This window comes from Streptomyces sp. NPDC028722 (assembly GCF_040637655.1).
GTDB lineage: Bacteria > Actinomycetota > Actinomycetes > Streptomycetales > Streptomycetaceae > Streptomyces.
Map to the genome: position 1 here is coordinate 189,400 of NZ_JBEZWU010000014.1, position 15,645 is coordinate 205,044.

Consider the following 15,645-nt stretch of genomic DNA (forward strand, 5'->3'; position numbering starts at 1 on the left):
TTCTCCTTGGGTCAGGGCGGGGACGGGTCAGGGCGGGGGCGGGTCAGGGCGGGGAGGGGTCGGGCAGGCACGGGCCGGGGCGCCGCCCGGCCGCGGCGCTGCGGTGGCGCAGTACGGCCGTCGCCGCCTGGGGCAGGCCGGCGGCGTAGTGCAGCCCCGGAATGAGGCTGCGTCGTACCGTCCCGCCGGGGACCAGCAGCACCGCCGTGCAACCGGCGTTCAAGCCGGCCTGCGCGTCGGTGGGGCGGTCCCCGACGAAGTAGCTGTCGGAGAGGTCGACGGACAGGTCGGCGGCCGCCTCGCGCAGCAGCGCGCTCGACGGCTTACGGCATCGGCAGCGCTGCTCCGCAGTGTGCGGGCACACCCGGACGGTTTCCAGGGGCCCCAGGCGCCGGTGCAGGTCGTGGAGCGTCCCGAGGTCGAGCAGCCCGCGGGACAGGTCGGGCTGGTTGGTGATGACGCCGATCACGGCGCCAGCGGCGCGCAGCCGGGCGAAGCACTCGGCCACGCCGGGCAGCGCGGTCCACTCCCTGGGATGCCGGGCGGAGCCGCGCCGCCCGCCCCGTAGGACGTGCGCATTGAGGGTGCCGTCGCGGTCGAAGAACGCGCCCCAGTGGGCGGCGGCTAGTCGTTCCACTGGTCCACCGATGTCCATCCGGGTGGGGTCGGCACCCGGCTGCGCCCCTCGGCGCCGGTGAGCCGCAGCAGCAGGGGCCTCCGGGGGGCGGTGCTGGCCAGCAGCGCGGGGTCGGCGAACGCCGGGTGCTCGACGACCAGGGCGACGCAGTCGGCTCCGGCGACGGCCTCGGCGGCAGTGTGGAAGCGGCGGACGTCGCCGGTGTTGGTGGGCTCGGCCACCGGGTCGTGGGCGGTGACGGCGGCACCTTGGGCGAGTAGTTCGCGGGCCAGCCGCAGGCCCGGTGCGTCCCGCAGGGTTGACACGCCCGGCTTGTAGGTCAGGCCGAGCAGGCAGACGGTGCGCCCGGCCAGGCCGTCAAGGCGCCGGTCGAGGACGGCCAGCGGGGCGAGCGCATGCACGGCGTTGGCGTTGGCCACGGCGCGGAACAGCCCGTCCCGGCCGTACGGTTCGCCGTGCTCGATCAGGGCGCGCACGTCCCGGTGCAGGGTGGCGCCCGCGTAGGCGTCGCCGGGCCGCAGCGGGGCGCGGTCGGCGACCCGTTCGTCGGCGCGCACGCCGTCCAGGACGGTCACCGGGTCGGCGCCGAGGCGGCCGGCAATGGCGCCCAGGTCGTTGGCGAGGGTGATGCAGCAGGCCAGGTAGGCGTTGGTGCCGTGTTTGACGAGTTCGGCCTCGACCAGGCGCATGGGTCGTTCGGCGGCGGGGGCGAGCGCGTCGAGCAGCGCCCGGACAGCCGGGGGCAGGTCCAGGGCGTTGCAGCCGACGACGGCCCGCGCGGGGTGCAGGAAGTCCTCGACGGCCCGGCCCAGGCGCAGGTTCTCTGGCAGGTGCACCAGGTCGGGGCTGTCGGCGGGCAGCCCGGCTGCGGCCAACGCGGCGTCGCACGAGCCAGCCTTGAGCTGGCCTTCGGCGACGACCGGGCCGAGTCGGCCGGGGTGGGCGAGCAGTTCGGCCAGGGCGGCGGCGGGCCGGGGGTCGGCGGCGGTGCCGTCCGGTGAGGTGCCCGTGTCGTGGGCGACGAGGCAGAGGTCGGCGCGGGCCAGGACCTGCACCGCGTCGGTCCGGTCGAGGACCGGCCGTAGCGTCCCGGCGGCGCGGGCGGCGCCGAGGATCTCCGCGACGCCGGGCTCCTCGGCGCAGCGCTCGCCGCGGGTCAGGGCGTCGAACGCCTCGGGGTCGGGGACGTTGGCGGCGTCGGGCCGCAGGTGCACGGTGTAACCGAGCCGGAGCAGTCCGGCGGCGGTGACGGAGGCGAGGTGCCAGTCGCCGGTGAGGTACGCCTCAGGCATGCGTGCCTTCCTCGGCCAGCCGACGGACGGCCGCCCGGACGGCGTCCTCGGACTCGCGGGAGGCGTGCCAGCCCAGTGCGTGCGCCCGGCCGAGGTCGAACTCGACCACGGGCACGTCGCCGGGCCAGCCGCGGACGCCGCCGCCGTAGACGACCTCGGCGTCCAGGCCGAGTTCCTCGAGGACGATTTCGGCGATTCTGCTGACTGTGACGGTCTCGGTGGAACCGAGATTGGCGACTAGCACGCCCTCGCCGTGGGCGTCGGACAGCTCGACGATGCCGCGGGCGCAGTCCTCGGCGAGGAAGTAGTTCTTGCGCTGCCTCCCGTCGCCGAGGACGTGCAGAATGCGCGGGTTCTCGCGCAGTTTGCCGAGGAAGTCGTGGATGACGCCGTGGTTCATTCGCCCGCCCACCACGTTGCCGAACCGGAAGATCGCGGCCCGGTAGCCGTACAGGTGGCAGTAGGCGGAGATCAGCGCCTCGGCGCCGAGCTTGGCGGCGCCGTACACGGAGATCGGCAGCATCGGCCCGTGGTGTTCTGCGGTAGGGCGTTGCTCTGGCTCGCCGTACACGGTCGAGGAGGAGGAGAAGACGATCCGCCGCGCCTCGGTGCGGCGCATCGCCTCCAGCACCGAGCGGGTGCCGAGGACCGACTGGTTGACGTCGATCCAGGTGTCGGCAAGGCCGACCCGCATGTCGACGCTGGCCGCGAGGTGAATGACCCGGTCGACGCCTGCCATGGCCGCGGCGAGCCGGTCGGTGTCCAGGACGTCGAGTTCGTGGACGATCGCGGCGCCGCTGCGCTCGTGCGGGGCGATCCAGCGGCGGGTTGTGTTGGAGAAGTTGTCGACGACCACGACGGGCTGGCTGCCGGCTACCGCCAAGTGGTCCACGACGTGGCTGCCGATGAAGCCGGCGCCGCCGGTCACCAGGGTGCGGGTCATCGGCTGCCTCCGTCAGTGAGGGCCAGGCACAGGGCGTGGGCCACGAGCAGGTGCAGGGACTCGACGCCGGGAGTGGCCAGCGGCTCGGCGTCCATCGGGACGTTGACGTGCACGTCGCTGAGTTCGCCGATCGCGCCGCCGTCGAAGCCGGTCACGGCGATAACCGCGGCGCCGTGCTTGCGGGCGTGTTCGGCGAGTCCGACCAGGCCCTTGGACACCGAGCCGTCGCGGGCGCCGCCGTGCACCGAGAACAGCACGACGGCGTCGCGGGCGCCCGGCTGGCTGGGCAGCCAGGGCTCGGCGAGGTGGGCGAGGGCCAGGCCCGGATCGTCGTCGTTGGTCCAGGCGGTGTGGCAGGCAATGTTGTCCAGCAGGGCGACCGAGCGCAGGTGTGGCAGTCCTGGGGTGCGGGTGAACTTGGCCAGGTCGGCCGCGAAGTGCGATGCGGTCGAACTGGAGCCGCCGTAACCTGCCGTCAGGACGACGCCGCGGCTGTTCCGGCATTCGGCGAGCACCCGCGCTGCGGCGGCCAGGACGTCGATGTTCAGGCTGGCCGCAGCGTCGGCGACCGCGTCCCGTAAAGCGGCGAGGCTGCCCGGCTTCATGAGCTCTCCTTGCTGACGGGGGTCCAACGACCCGATGCGGTGGAGCGGTAGGCGGCTTCGACCACGGCGAGCGCGCGCCGGCCCGCCGGGTCGGGGGGAGGCAGCGGGCGCTGTTCGGTCAGCGCGCGGAAGTGTGCCCATTCGCGGGCCCAGGAGCGGTCGGGGCCGCGGAAGCGGGTGACCTGCGCGGCGAACGGTCCGTCGGCGCGCTCCTCTACGGTCAGGGTTTGCTCGCCGTACGAGCCGGCCAGTCCCTCGATCCGCGCGGTGGCGCGTTCGAAGGTGACCTCCAGCAGGAAACGGTTGTGCCACTGGCTGAGGCTGCTGCGCAGCAGAGCGACCTGGCCGGTGGCGGAGCGCAGCATCAGGTGGGCGTCGTCCTCGATGCCGGGCGGCAACCCGAAGGAGTGCTGGGTGTGGGCGATCACGTCCTGGACCGGCCACAGCAGGGCGTCGACCAGGTCCACCAGGTGGATGCCCTGTTCCGTCAGCTGTCCACCGGAGACCACCACGGGGTCGGCCCGCCACTCGTCAGCGTAATTGGCGCGGATGCCGTGGCCGTAGACGCCGAGCGCCGACAGTGGCGCGCCGTGGCGGCGGTCGGCGGCGAGGGCGGCCAGCGCGGCGACGGCGGGGTGATGGCGGTGGTTGAAGCCGCAGTACAGCACCCGGCCGTGGTTGCGTGCGGCGTCCTCCATCACGGCGGCCTCGGCGCTGTCGCGGGCCAGCGGCTTCTCGCAAAGCACGTGGGCGCCGGCGGCGAGGGCGGCCACGGCGGCGGCCAGGTGGCTGTCCGGCGGGGACGCCACGATTACGGCGTCCAGGCCGGGTTCGGCGAGCAGGTCCTCCCAGCGGGCGAAGGCCCGGGCGCCGTGCGGGCGGGCCTGTGCCTCGGCGCCGGCCAGGTCGGGGGCGGTGACGCCGACGAGCCGGTCGTGCGGGGTGAGTGCCTCGATGCGCCGGCGGCACTGCAGGCCGGCTCCGACTATGCCGACGCGCATGCGTCCTCCTCGCTGGGCCGGCCCGGATCGGGCAGCGTGGCGCCGTGCAGGCCCTGGATGCTCGGGCGCAGCGGGACGTGGGTCAGGCCGAGGCCGGCCAGGAAGGCGTGGGCGTCGGCGTGCCGGGCCGGGTCGACGGCGATCAGCAGGTGTCCACCGCCACCCGCGCCGGTCAGCTTGAAGCCCAGCACGGCGTGTTCGTCGGCGCCCGCGGTGATCCGGCGGCAGACGGGGTGGTCGGCGGCCGGATTGGCGGCGGTCTTGCGGGCCCAGTGCTCGCGCAGGGTGGCGCCGACGACGGCGAGGTCGCCGCTCCGGAATGCCTGTTCGGTGCGGGCGGCGGCGGCCACAGCGGCGCGGTGCCCGTCGGAGGTGACCTCGGGCGCCTCGGCTAGCACACGGGAGGCGTCGCGGCTGTCCTGGGTCCGGTACAGGGCGAGTCCGGTGTCGATGAGCCGGCCGAGCGCGTCGTACAGCTCCTGGCTGTGGGCGGCTTCAACGCTGCCGTCGGGCGCCAGGCGGATGCGCTGAGCGCCGCCCAGCGCGGCGGCCCAGGCGTCTTGCTGGCCGACGGTCCGGCCGAGCACCTCGCGTTCGAGCCGGTAGGCGAGCCGGGCAGCGCGCTGCGCGGTCAGCGGCTGCCCGCTCCAGCGGGCGAGTGCGTCCAGGAGGGCGACGCAGTAGGCGCCGGAGCCACCGAGGCCGGAGCCGGGCAGCACCGGGGAGGCGACCGCGACGGCGGGCAGGGTGGCCAGGCCGAGCAACGCGGCCGCGGCCCGGGGGTAGGCGTGTCGGGCGGCCTCCTCGGGCGGCTGCACGAACGCCCGGTCGGCGGGCGCGAGGGCCCGGTCGAGCGCGCCGAACGCGCGCTGCGGCCGGTCGGCGGCGCAGACGTGGACGCGGTGAGTGAGTGCTGCGGCCACCACGGTCGTCGGCCCGTGACGGTAGGATTCGGGCAGGTCAGTGCCTCCGCCGGCGATGCTGAGCCGCATCGGCGCGGAACTGTGGACCGCGGTCACCGGGTGCGTCCTTCGGCTCGGCCGGGAACGGGTGGCGCGGGAGCGGGCGGCACGGCCGGGTCGGCGAGCTCCGCGCAGGCGCGCGCCCAGCGGTCGGGCGCGCCGACCTCGACGATCGGCTCGTCGAAGAGCAGGTGGGCGAGCCGCCGCCGCTCGGCGAGGCCGCCGAAGAACGGTCCGTCGTCGTCGCCGGCCTGGGCGGCCAGGGCGCTGCGGCGCAGCAGCCGCACGCCGCGGTCGATGTACGGCGCGGCGGCCTTTTTGTCGTAGCGGGCGACCCACGGCCCGTCGACGGTTGCGTTGCCCCGGTCATGCGAGCGGGCGGCGGGGGCAAGCGCCATCAGGGCCTCGGCGCCCGTCTCCTCCAGAGTCCGGGCAAGCGGCGTCCACAGCCCGTCGCCCTGGGGCGGCAGGACGTCCCCGAGGATGAGCAGGAAGCGCTCGTCCAGTCGGGGCAGGGCCGCGCGCAGGGCACCGATCGTGCCGGCGGGGGCGTCCTCGGCGAGGATTTCCACCGCCGCCGGTGCGGCCCCGGGGCCTGCGGGCCGCCACCGGCGGGCGCACTCCCGGACGTCCTCGGCCGCGTGGCCGGCGAGCAGCAGCACCCGGTCGACCGGCGGGCGAACCGCCCGGTCCAGCACGTGGGCGAGGAACGGGCGTCCGGCCACCGGGACCGTGCACTTCTGCCGGGCGCCGGTCACCGCCGCCATCCTGGTGCCCGACCCCCCGCACAGGACCACCAGTTGGCTCATCGCCGGGCCGCCGTCCGTAGTTCGCCGGACAGCGCGGCGACGACGGCTTCGACGTCCTGGTCGGACATCGCCGGGAAGATCGGCAGCGACAGCAGGCGGGGGTGGGCGGCGTCGGCGACCGGGAACGGCCCGGCGGCCGAGGGCAGCGCATCCCGGTAGTAGCTGAACCGGTGCAGCGGCCGGAAGTGGACGCTGGTGCCGATGCCCCGCTCGTACAGCGCGCCCGCCAAGGCGTCGCGGTCCACGCCTGCGGGGAGCTGGACGACGAACAGGTACCAGGAGGAGGCGTCGTGCGCGGTGTCGGCCGGCGGGAGCAGCAGACCCGGGTTCGGCGCGAGCTCCTTCAGGTACTGCTCGGCGATGGCCCGGCGCCGCTCGCGCATGGCGGCGGAGCGGTCGAGCTGGCAGCGTAGTAGGGCGGCGGCGGTGTCCGGCAAGTTGTATTTGTGTCCGGCCGCGACAACATCGTAGTGCGGGGAGCGCCTGCCTCGGTGCCGGGCGAAGGCGTCGCGGTCGATGCCGTGGGCGCCGAGCAGCCGGGCTCGCTCGGCCCATTCGGCTCGGCCGCAGACCAGCAGTCCGCCCTCGGCGCTGGTCAGCGGCTTGGTGACGAAGAACGAGAAGGCCGCCGCGTCGCTCAGCCTGCCGGGCGACACCCCGTCGCGTTCGGCGGGCAGCGCGTGGGCGGAGTCCTCGATCAGGTACAGACCGTGCGCGTCACACAGGCGGCGCAGCGCCCGGATGTCGGCCATCCGTCCGGCGAAGTGCACGGCGACCACGGCGCGGGTGCGCGCGGTGAGGCGCCGCCGGACCTGGTCGACGTCGATGGCGAGGGTGTGCGGCTCCACGTCGACCAAGACGGGTGTGGCCCCGGCGTGCACCACGGTGGCCGCCGACGCTGTGAAGGTGACGGTCGGGACGATCACCTCGTCGCCCGGGCCCACACCGAGCGCGAGCAGCGCCAGGTGCAGGGCGGCGGTGCCGGAGTTAAGCAGCAGCGTGTGCCGCACGCCCAGGTAGTCGGCGAAGCGGCGCTCGGTGTCGTGCGCGACCGCGCCGGTGCCGATCCAGCCGCTGCGCAGCACCTGCGTGACGGCGGCGACCTCCTCCTCACCGATCAGCGGCGCAGCGAACGGCACCCTCAGGTCCTGGCCGGTCATGCGACCAGTCCTCGGGCGTCGGAGGCGAACTGGCGGGCCATCTCGACGCTGCGCGGACTGTCCAGCCATGGGCCGAGGATGGCGGGGGGCACCGTGACGATGTCGCAGGGTGCATTGAGGGCGGCGGTGACGTCGGCCGGTTCGCGGATGCTCCCGATTAACAGGCGTGTGTCGGCGCCCGTTCGGTCGCGGCGGGCGGCCAGGGCGGCGACGATCCGGGCCGGGGCCTCGCCGGCGTCCCGGGTGCGGCACCACAACACGCTGAGGTACTCGGGTTCGAGCGACAGCGCGGTGTGGAGCTGGGCGAGCGAGGTGCACACGGTGACGTTCACCGGCACGCCCGCCGCCCGGGCCCGTCGGATCAGCGCCGCGCGGTGTCGGCCGTAGGAGGTGACGAACGGGATCTTGACCCGGACCCGCGGGTCAAGGCCGGCCAGTTCGCGCGCCTGCCTCAGCGCCTCCTCGTCATCCTCGGACACCACCTGCGCGTGCACTTCGCCGGGCTCGGCGGTGAGGATCTCCTTGACTGCCGCGGAAACCGACGACACTCCGGCTCTGACCAGGATGGTCGCGTTGGTGGTCACTCCGCGGACGACTCCGGAGCCCACCCATGCGGCGCAGTCCTCGGCCGCAGCCGAGTCCAGGAACAGCAATGACCCCACCCCGTTCGATCCTCGACGCTCACGAACGACCTGCAACTTACTTACAGACCTCCGCAGATTCAAGACGTTTTTCTGGCATTGAACGAGTGAGTCATTCAAATAGCAGCGCGAACATCGCAGATCACAGAAACAGAATGCCAACGATCAGCTATTGCCTGACTTGTCGTCATTTACTCCGAGACATCTCACGGCGCACCGGCTGAATGTGGGGCGGGAGAGGCGCTCGCACTGGGCCCCGATCTGGAAAATAGATCACGCAATCACGCAAAAATGGGTGCTTCGTAGCGCGAAGGCGGGTCGTCGGGAGACGGCGTGCGGCGTCCGGCCGGGTCCGCCGCGCCCGTAGGGTGGGACGGACCGATCGAGAGGGGCGGCGGGGATGCGGGACGTGGACGTGCTGGAGGTCGTGGACGTGCTGCGGGCAGTCGGCGCGCAGGTGTGGATCGGCGGGGGGTGGGGGATCGACGCGCTGCTGGGACGGCAGACCCGACCGCACCGGGACCTGGACCTGATGCACCGCCGGGAGCAGGAGCCGGAAGTGCTCACGGCGCTGGCCGGGCTGGGCTTCGCACTGACCCTGGACCAGCGGCCCGTCAGGTTCGTGGTCGAGGACGCGGGGGGCCGGGAGATCGACCTGCATCCGCTGGCGTTCGGGGCGGACGGGGAAGCGCTGCAGGAGTCCTTCGAGCCGGGTCGGCCGTTTCGGTACCCGGCGTCAAGCTTCGTCACCGGGACGATCGGCGGACGGCCCGTACCGTGCCTGTCCGCCGAGCAGCAGGTCTACTTCCACCAGGGGTACGAGCCGACCGAACGGGACCTCAAGGACATGGCGCACCTGCGCGGGGCGTTCGGGATCGCCACCCACTTCTGAGGGTCGCGGGAGACGCGGTCACGCGCCTCCCGCGTTCGTTGACCAGCCATGACACGGACCGCCCTGCGGCCTCACGCCTGAGCACGGTGCGCCGTCGACGCCGCTGCTCCCGCGTCTGCCGACACACCTCGAACTCCTGGCTTCTCGTGGTGATACGCAGCTTGCCCGACCCACACACCGGACACAGAAGCCGGGAGGCGACGACCCGGCTCATGGAACCGTTGCGGTGTTCCGGGGCGATCCGACCACCGATCCGCCGTACGGCACCCACCTTGCGCCGCCGCCCAGCCGCCATACAGAGCCTCTCCCTCAGCCGCTTTGCCCTCGATGTCAACCTCGATAGACCCCTGCGATCTACGAAGCACGCCAACTACTGTCCAGCTGGCACCCGTCCGGCGTGCGCCGCGGCGGCGGTGCCGAAGTCGGACAGGAGGAGGACCGGTCCGTACGGCGACACCTGCTCGTCGTGCACCGCCTCGCCCAGGAGCCGCAGGGCGGTGCCGTCGTCACCCCCCGCGATGCGCCACGCGGCCCACGCGGTCCTGCGGTGGTTGCCCGGGTGGTCCAGGACGGCCGCGTCGCGCACGGCGGACGCCGTCCAGGCGGCACCGGGACCCATCGCCAGCAGCACGTCGACCACGTCCAACGAGTACCGCGTGTCCTTCAGGAGCGGCAGGACGACCGGGAGCACGGGCAGCGCGTGCGGCCCCCACTCCTCGGCGACGTGCAGCAAGGTGCCCATGATTTCGCCATGGTCGCCGTGCCGTTCGTGGTCCTGCCGCACCCTCCTCCAGCAGCGCGGGCAGCAGGACGTCCGCGTGCTCGCGCAGCGGCGCGAGGACCTCTTGCATCTCCGGCCGACGCGGATCGCCCGCCACCCAATTGCGCCCGAACTGCTGCCGATAGGGCGCGCAGAGTGATTCGACCAGGCCGGGCAGGCCGCGGGGGTCGCCCAGCCGGACCAGGGCCCAGCGTGCGAAGTCGCCGACGGTCCCCTCGATCCAGGAGATTTCGTCGGTCCCTGGATCGTCGAGCAGTACCGCCAGGCGGTCGGCGTACGGGCCGGAGTCAGGGGTGAGCATGGCCAGGAGGTGCGCGGCCTTGAGCCGCACGCAGTCATCGGCACAGTCCAGCAGCCGTGCCGCGAAGGGCAGCACCGTCGGTGCCGCGGAACGCCGCAGCACCAGGTGCCGCCACGCCTCGTCCAGGACGACCCGGCGCAGCCCGTCGTCCGCGGTGCGTTGTGCCGCCTCGGCCAGCCGGGTCACGAACGACAGGGCGTCCGACGGGACGTGGTCGAGGAGACCGGACACCCATGCGGCGACGTTGTCCCGGGTGAAGGGGATCTCGACGTCCGGCAGCCACCAGACCCGCTCGAACCGGGGCCGTACGGAAGGATCGATGAGGACATCCAGCAGCAGATCAGCATGCCGGAGGGGGGCGTCGCGGTCGAGGGACGCCCGGGCGACCACGGCCGCCACCTTCATCACCGGCTCATCATCGCGCAGCACCCGGCTCAGCACCGCCTCCACCGCGCCGGCGCGAGACCTCACGGCGGCGGCCGGGCCGGCGGGACGCCGGGCCGGGCATCGCACCCGGCCCGCCCCATACCGCCACCATCGTGCCGCTCACCGAGTACTACGTCGTGGCCACGTACCACGCTGATGGAAGTCGGGCTTGACCGCCCTCGGCGACAGCACCACACCCGAGCGTCCTCGGCAACGTGCGTGACCCGGGCACCGTCGTGTGGGCAGAAGGACAGACAGTCCAGGCCGAGGCCCTCGGCGACGAGAACCGTGACAGACGGATTGAGGAGGACCACAGCGACTGAAACCGTCACCGCAGGAGCAGCCGCCTGTGCGGACCGCCGTGCGACGGAAGCGCCGCACGGCGCTGACCTGGACACTGACGTACCGCCGGGGCGCGCCGCCCGCGTCCGGCCTCGAGCGCAGACAGGAGAGCGCCCGTGACCGCCATACCCCAGGGCCACGACTGGACCCGGATGAAGCGCGCCGACTTCGACGACTGCGCCCCGCTCGACCTGGTCGACGCAGCCGTGTGCCGACCGGTACCTGCGGTGCCCGACGAATGCGGGAAACAGGCGCTGTTCGGAAGCGACCCGCAGCCCGCGCGCACCCGCCGCACTCGCACGCCGGCCCCGGCGCCCACCGAGGACACCGACACACTGTTCCAGGCCGGTCTCGAAAGGCGGACGTCCGCCCTGACCCAGATTCCGCGGGCGACAGCGACACAGCCCTCGAAGCCCGCCAGGACCTCCCCGTGTGCCGGGCTCGCCGTGCAGACATCCGACTCACGGTGTCCATGCCGACACCCCAGGCGGGGGGACCCGGCGGACGGGCGGCAGACGCACCCGAATCAGCGACCCGACTGTGGCGCCGCAGCCCCTGCCGCTGGTACCGGCGCCCGGGCTTGGAGGCCGGGGCCTTGCCGAGCCGGGGTCTGACCCGCAGTCAGCTGTGAGGGTGCGGTCAGGGTTCGCTCAGGGGCGTTCCCTGATGAGCTGGGCTGTCGGCTTGGAAGAGACTCGTGGCCGGGCCGTTCGACCGCCGGTCCCACCGCCACAGCTTTGGAGAGCCTCACTGTGAACTGCTCTGCTGTTCTGACCCGTTGGACCACCATGGCCGCCTCCGGCGCCGTGCTGGTTACCCTGGCCGCGGGTATGGCCCCTCCCGCCTCCGCCGCCACCCCGGCTCCGGCGCCCACCGCCACGACCAGTGCGCCGCTGCCCGGGCTCGACCCGGCCCAGCTCCAGGCAGCCATCGGGGGCCTGCCGAACGCGGACGTCACCGGCGCGCTGCTGCGGATCACCGGTCGCGCGGGCCACTGGTCGGGCACCTCCGGCGTGGGCGACCTGGAAACCGGTCAGGGCGTCCCATCCGACGCGCACATCCGGATCGGCAGCATTTCGAAGGTCTTCACCGCCACCATCGTCCTCCAGCTCGCCGCCGAGCACCGGATCGACCTGGACAAGCCGGTCCAGCAGTACCTGCCGGGGGTCCTGCCCGCCGGCCTCCCGTCCGTCACAGTGGGCCAGTTGCTCAACCACACCAGCGGCCTGCCGCGCGGCGCCGCCAGCGCGGACTTCGGCGACGGCAGTCCCGAATGGTTCGCCGCCCACCGCCTCAAGAGCTTCACCCCGCAACAGGTGATCGACCTGATGTCCGGCCAGTCGATGCAGTTCACGCCGGGCACGGCCCAGCAGTACAACGGGATGAACTACTACGTCGCCGGCCTCCTGGTCGAGAAAATCACAGGGAACCCCTTCGCCCACGAGGTGTGGTCCCGGATCGCCCGGCCCCTCGCACTGCACGACACCCGCGTCCCCGACGCCGATGACCCGCACCTGCCCGGCCCGCACTCCCACGGCTACCTGACGGTCACGTCCTCGGACGGCACCACGCACCCGGTGGACGTCACAGAACAGAGCCCCTGGCCCTGGGCCGAGGGCGGCATGATCTCCACCCCCGCCGACCTCGACCGTTTCATGACCGCTCTCTTCCGCGGCCGTTTGCTCCCGCCGGCCCAGCAGGCCGAGCTCTTCACAGTCCCCGACGTCCCCAGCTTCCACAGCAGCCAGTGCCGCACCGAGGCCGACGCTGGCCGCGCCTGTATGACCATGGGCATCACGAGGGTGAAGGCCTCCAACGGCGTCGTGGTCTGGGGCAAGACCGGCTCGCGCCCCGGCTACACCAGCGGTGTGTTCGCCACCCGCGACCTCTCCCGCAAGGTCGTTTACTCCGTCAACCCGACCAACCTCAACGGCACTGAGATGCGCTACATCCAGCAGATCGCCGCCGCCTCCTTCGGCACCGTGGTTCCGGCCACGAACTGACCCCACCGGTCCAGCCGACAGCCAACCCCGGGTCGACGGGCCCGGGAACTCCCCTAGCCGGCGTGTGCGGCGGTCCAGGTGATGTGCGGGGGCTCGACCCGTTAGGTAAAGCGTGCCTCGGAGGCGTTCGTAGTACAGGGCCGTCCCTGCCCTGGCTGCGCCCGGAAGGGGTCCGAAACAGCGGCAGGAGCCGCCTTCAGCGCGGCCTAACCGCCCTCGCACAGGGGTCGAGCGAGAGGGGCAGGGGTCGGCGCCCCGGAGGCATCAACTTTGCCGGCACTACATGGCGGCTTTGGGAGCGGAATATCCGGGGCCGTTCGGGCTGCCGTGGCGGGAGGGGAAACGCCCGTACGGAGCACAGCGCGTTGAAGACCGCGGCGGCGCCACCGCCAAGACCGCGCCGACGCGTTGCCACACCGCCGACCTGAAGGCCGGTTTCGCCACCGGGGACGACGCGAAGCCGGAAATGGGGCGGACCGGGAAGCAGACGCAGGCGTTCATCTGGTTCACCAACAAGAGCAACCGCACCTGCACCCTGTCCGGCTTCGCCGGTGTCGACATGGTCGGCGCCCAGAGGACCGACGGCACCTGGTCCCTGGTGCGCTCCTCCAAGAAGCCCACGAAGATCACCCTGGGGCGGGGGGGCACGACGGACTTCAGCATCAACCTGCTCCCCGTTGCCAGGTCCACGCCGCAGAAGGAGAAGTTCGTCCCCGCGAAGTTCCTGGTCACGCCGCCGAACGAGACGAAGTCCTTCACCCTGAAGTGGCCGTTCGGCGGCCAGATCCTGAAGCAGGACGGCGCCACCCACCCGGGCACCTACCTCAACCCGGTCGGACAGTAGCCTCCCGCTGCTTTGACCGCGTGGCGCTTGTCCATCGCCCGGTAGCCCTCGGCGACCTGGTCCAGGGGCAGGGTGAAGTCGAAGGCCCTGCCCGGCTGGATCCGGCCGGACAGGACGCGGCTGATCAGGTCGGGCAGGAAGCGGCGGACGGGTGCCGGGCCGCCGCGTAGGCCGACCTGGGAGAAGAACAGCTTCTGCCCGTCGACGGCCACCTCGTGCGGGACGCCGACGTTGCCGCCGGGGCGGGACGAGTGCGGGGCCTGCCGCGTGGACTCGGCGGTGCCGACGCGCTCCAGGGCCGAGTCCGCGCCGATGCCGCCGGTCACCTCCAATGATCTGGGCGACGCCCTCCTTGCCGCACTCGCCGACGATGTCGGTCGCGCCGAACTCGGCCGCGGGCTCCTGCCGGGACTCGCACTGACTCATGGCGATGATCCGGTCGGCGGCCCCTTCCCTTCGCGGCGATGACGCAGCACAGACCGACCGCCCCGTAACCGACCACGACGGCGGTGCAGCCGAACCTCACCTCGGCGGCGAGGGCCGCGTACCAGCCAGGCGCGGCCGGGCAGGGCGTCGTCCCCCCGGGGGCGGGCGGGGTGCGGGCGGCCCGGTTCGCATTCAGTACAGCGAGACTGGCGACCCGAGCCCGCTCGTAGCGGCTGGACTCCCGCGGCTTGCCGTCGGTGCCGGCGATCCACCAGGGTTCGGGCTCGGCGAAGTCGGCGGTGTAAAGGAATCGGTCGGCGGCGGGACTACGGAGCCGGCTGCTCGCGTGGTGGCGGGCGTCCGCGCTGCTGAAGTTCGGCAAGCAGGTGGTCGACGGGCTCCTTCGACGCTGCCGGGTGGCGGGTGCGGCGATCCGGGCCCGGGTGGATCCGCACGTCGACGCCGTACTTGCCACCGTCGACGTCGCTAACCGCCACCCGTGGGCGCGGCCCCAGGTGAGCGACCCTCGAGACATGGCCCGCATACGCTCCTGCCGCTCCTGCCGCTCCTGCGGGGGCCGGCTGCCCCGGGACGCCTCGCCCCGGCGTCTGTACTGCGACGACACCTGTCGCGCTCAGGCACCGGGACCGGGAGGTGCAAATGTCGTCAACCGAGCGGGGTAGGTGACGTCAACCTGCAGGTTGATCCCCGGCAGGGAAAGACCAGGAACACTGACAGTATGTCAATCAACATGGTTCATAAGGCAGTTGGGAGTAGGGATACGGAGCGCCCCGTCCCGCTGTGGGCGGAGAGAGTCGCCCACCTCATTCCGCTGGTGGGGCTGCCGGTGTGTCTCTGGCGGCTGCCTATCGGCTTCGGTTACGCGATGGGCGGGGACAACACTCCGTGGGCGTGGTGGCACATCCCGTACGTCTTCGGACTCAGTCTCCTGACGGAGGCGTTCGCGTTGCTCGGGTTCGGGCTGGTGCGTCGATGGGGAGAGGTGGTGCCCAACTGGGTCCCGAAACTGGGTGGCCGCCGCATCCCACCCTCCGCGGCGATCGTTCCCGCCACAATCGGCGGGCTCCTCCTCCTGGGGCTGATGGTCAACTGGGTCTTCACGGCCTTCCGCATCGACGGTTCGCCCGGTTTCCCGTACGCCCCGGGCTGGGACATGCTGGCGATGACGGTCAGCGGCCTGCTGACCCTGTGGGGCCCCCTGGTGCTGGCTTTGACCTACGGGTACTACCGCCGCCGCTGCTGCCCGGACGCCTGAGCATTCCCTCGCCCCGGCGCGGTCCTCCCTGTCCGCAAGTCCGGGACCTTCCCGCGCCCGGGAGAAGATGACCGCCCGCCGATTTCCTGCCGCCTCCTCTCCGCGCATCGTCCGGCTGCGATGTGCCGGTTCGATGTCGGCGGGTCGGTGTCAGTGACGGCATGTCAGGTCGGGGAGTTCCCGCTAGGCGGTGTCTTCAATTGTCACGTCCACATCAGGAGCGAGGCGAGTGTGACGGCTGCTTGGTAGGACTCGGCGGTCTTGTCGTATCGGGTCGCGATGCCGCGCCACTGCTTCAAGCGGT

Annotated in this window: 14 protein-coding genes and 2 pseudogenes; 4 read left to right on the forward strand and 12 right to left on the reverse strand. The window is 72.6% G+C overall.

The features are described from left to right. Positions 1 to 43: 43 nt before the first annotated feature. The 9 genes from AB0F03_RS22380 to AB0F03_RS22420 are packed head-to-tail and all read right to left on the reverse strand — an operon-like array spanning position 44 to position 8,071. The gene (locus AB0F03_RS22380; protein WP_361994681.1) at positions 44 to 637 is read right to left on the reverse strand and encodes an HAD-IIIA family hydrolase; all 594 of its coding nucleotides are present in this window, start codon (positions 635 to 637) and stop codon (positions 44 to 46) included. Beyond that, positions 625 to 1,929, reverse strand: a complete 1,305-nt coding sequence (locus AB0F03_RS22385) for a UDP binding domain-containing protein (RefSeq protein WP_361994684.1) — start codon at positions 1,927 to 1,929, stop codon at positions 625 to 627. Before AB0F03_RS22385 ends, AB0F03_RS22380 begins: the two co-directional genes overlap by 13 nt. After that, entirely contained in the window at positions 1,922 to 2,872 is a 951-nt protein-coding gene (locus tag AB0F03_RS22390; RefSeq protein WP_361994687.1) for an NAD-dependent epimerase/dehydratase family protein, read from the reverse strand. The genes AB0F03_RS22385 and AB0F03_RS22390 overlap by 8 nt, the downstream gene beginning before the upstream one ends. Next, positions 2,869 to 3,477: an SIS domain-containing protein gene (locus tag AB0F03_RS22395; protein ID WP_361994689.1), complete on the reverse strand. Its 609-nt coding sequence runs from the start codon at positions 3,475 to 3,477 to the stop codon at positions 2,869 to 2,871. The genes AB0F03_RS22390 and AB0F03_RS22395 overlap by 4 nt, the downstream gene beginning before the upstream one ends. Beyond that, a complete protein-coding gene (locus AB0F03_RS22400; protein ID WP_361994692.1) occupies positions 3,474 to 4,478 on the reverse strand; it encodes a Gfo/Idh/MocA family oxidoreductase in 1,005 nt (334 codons plus the stop codon). Before AB0F03_RS22400 ends, AB0F03_RS22395 begins: the two co-directional genes overlap by 4 nt. Beyond that, positions 4,463 to 5,497: a hypothetical protein gene (locus AB0F03_RS22405; protein ID WP_361994695.1), complete on the reverse strand. Its 1,035-nt coding sequence runs from the start codon at positions 5,495 to 5,497 to the stop codon at positions 4,463 to 4,465. Before AB0F03_RS22405 ends, AB0F03_RS22400 begins: the two co-directional genes overlap by 16 nt. Next, positions 5,494 to 6,249, reverse strand: coding sequence for an NTP transferase domain-containing protein (locus tag AB0F03_RS22410; RefSeq protein WP_361994697.1), 756 nt, complete (start codon positions 6,247 to 6,249; stop codon positions 5,494 to 5,496). Before AB0F03_RS22410 ends, AB0F03_RS22405 begins: the two co-directional genes overlap by 4 nt. Further along, positions 6,246 to 7,409, reverse strand: coding sequence for a DegT/DnrJ/EryC1/StrS aminotransferase family protein (locus tag AB0F03_RS22415; protein WP_361994700.1), 1,164 nt, complete (start codon positions 7,407 to 7,409; stop codon positions 6,246 to 6,248). The genes AB0F03_RS22410 and AB0F03_RS22415 overlap by 4 nt, the downstream gene beginning before the upstream one ends. Continuing rightward, a complete protein-coding gene (locus AB0F03_RS22420; RefSeq protein ID WP_361994703.1) occupies positions 7,406 to 8,071 on the reverse strand; it encodes a transaldolase family protein in 666 nt (221 codons plus the stop codon). The genes AB0F03_RS22415 and AB0F03_RS22420 overlap by 4 nt, the downstream gene beginning before the upstream one ends. A gap of 379 nt (positions 8,072 to 8,450) precedes the next feature. Between AB0F03_RS22420 and AB0F03_RS22425 the strand changes: the two genes are divergently transcribed. Continuing rightward, positions 8,451 to 8,942 (forward strand): amino acid transporter, encoded by a 492-nt coding sequence (locus AB0F03_RS22425; RefSeq protein ID WP_361994706.1) that lies wholly within the window; start codon positions 8,451 to 8,453, stop codon positions 8,940 to 8,942. A gap of 370 nt (positions 8,943 to 9,312) precedes the next feature. On the opposite strand, the gene AB0F03_RS22430 is transcribed toward AB0F03_RS22425, so the two are convergent. Continuing rightward, positions 9,313 to 9,684, reverse strand: a complete 372-nt coding sequence (locus AB0F03_RS22430; RefSeq protein WP_361994708.1) for a hypothetical protein — start codon at positions 9,682 to 9,684, stop codon at positions 9,313 to 9,315. A gap of 1,938 nt (positions 9,685 to 11,622) precedes the next feature. Between AB0F03_RS22430 and AB0F03_RS22435 the strand changes: the two genes are divergently transcribed. Further along, complete coding sequence (locus tag AB0F03_RS22435; RefSeq protein WP_361994711.1) at positions 11,623 to 12,795, forward strand: serine hydrolase domain-containing protein; 1,173 nt, start codon at positions 11,623 to 11,625, stop codon at positions 12,793 to 12,795. Between the two features lie 322 nt (positions 12,796 to 13,117). After that, the gene (locus tag AB0F03_RS22440) at positions 13,118 to 13,639 is read left to right on the forward strand and encodes a DUF4232 domain-containing protein (protein WP_361994746.1); all 522 of its coding nucleotides are present in this window, start codon (positions 13,118 to 13,120) and stop codon (positions 13,637 to 13,639) included. On the opposite strand, the pseudogene AB0F03_RS22445 reads toward AB0F03_RS22440, so the two are convergent. Then, positions 13,615 to 14,192 (reverse strand): annotated as a pseudogene (locus tag AB0F03_RS22445) (zinc-binding dehydrogenase); the annotation flags it as partial. The gene AB0F03_RS22440 and the pseudogene AB0F03_RS22445 sit on opposite strands and share 25 nt — an antisense overlap. Positions 14,193 to 14,951: 759 nt before the next feature. Here AB0F03_RS22445 and AB0F03_RS22450 point away from each other — a divergent pair. Beyond that, the gene (locus AB0F03_RS22450; RefSeq protein ID WP_361994714.1) at positions 14,952 to 15,341 is read left to right on the forward strand and encodes a hypothetical protein; all 390 of its coding nucleotides are present in this window, start codon (positions 14,952 to 14,954) and stop codon (positions 15,339 to 15,341) included. 203 nt (positions 15,342 to 15,544) lie between these two features. On the opposite strand, the pseudogene AB0F03_RS22455 reads toward AB0F03_RS22450, so the two are convergent. Beyond that, positions 15,545 to 15,645, reverse strand: a pseudogene (locus tag AB0F03_RS22455) (IS5/IS1182 family transposase); the annotation flags it as partial.

What these genes read in the sequence shown, in the direction of transcription:
- AB0F03_RS22385 (WP_361994684.1), bottom strand. Translation starts at nt 1,929, where the DNA reads ATGCCTGAGGCGTACCTCACCGGCGACTGGCACCTCGCCTCCGTCACC.
- AB0F03_RS22390 (WP_361994687.1), bottom strand. Translation starts at nt 2,872, where the DNA reads ATGACCCGCACCCTGGTGACCGGCGGCGCCGGCTTCATCGGCAGCCAC.
- AB0F03_RS22395 (WP_361994689.1), bottom strand. Translation starts at nt 3,477, where the DNA reads ATGAAGCCGGGCAGCCTCGCCGCTTTACGGGACGCGGTCGCCGACGCT.
- AB0F03_RS22400 (WP_361994692.1), bottom strand. Translation starts at nt 4,478, where the DNA reads ATGCGCGTCGGCATAGTCGGAGCCGGCCTGCAGTGCCGCCGGCGCATC.
- AB0F03_RS22410 (WP_361994697.1), bottom strand. Translation starts at nt 6,249, where the DNA reads ATGAGCCAACTGGTGGTCCTGTGCGGGGGGTCGGGCACCAGGATGGCG.
- AB0F03_RS22415 (WP_361994700.1), bottom strand. Translation starts at nt 7,409, where the DNA reads ATGACCGGCCAGGACCTGAGGGTGCCGTTCGCTGCGCCGCTGATCGGT.
- AB0F03_RS22425 (WP_361994706.1), top strand. Translation starts at nt 8,451, where the DNA reads ATGCGGGACGTGGACGTGCTGGAGGTCGTGGACGTGCTGCGGGCAGTC.
- AB0F03_RS22430 (WP_361994708.1), bottom strand. Translation starts at nt 9,684, where the DNA reads ATGGGCACCTTGCTGCACGTCGCCGAGGAGTGGGGGCCGCACGCGCTG.
- AB0F03_RS22435 (WP_361994711.1), top strand. Translation starts at nt 11,623, where the DNA reads ATGGCCCCTCCCGCCTCCGCCGCCACCCCGGCTCCGGCGCCCACCGCC.
- AB0F03_RS22450 (WP_361994714.1), top strand. Translation starts at nt 14,952, where the DNA reads ATGGGCGGGGACAACACTCCGTGGGCGTGGTGGCACATCCCGTACGTC.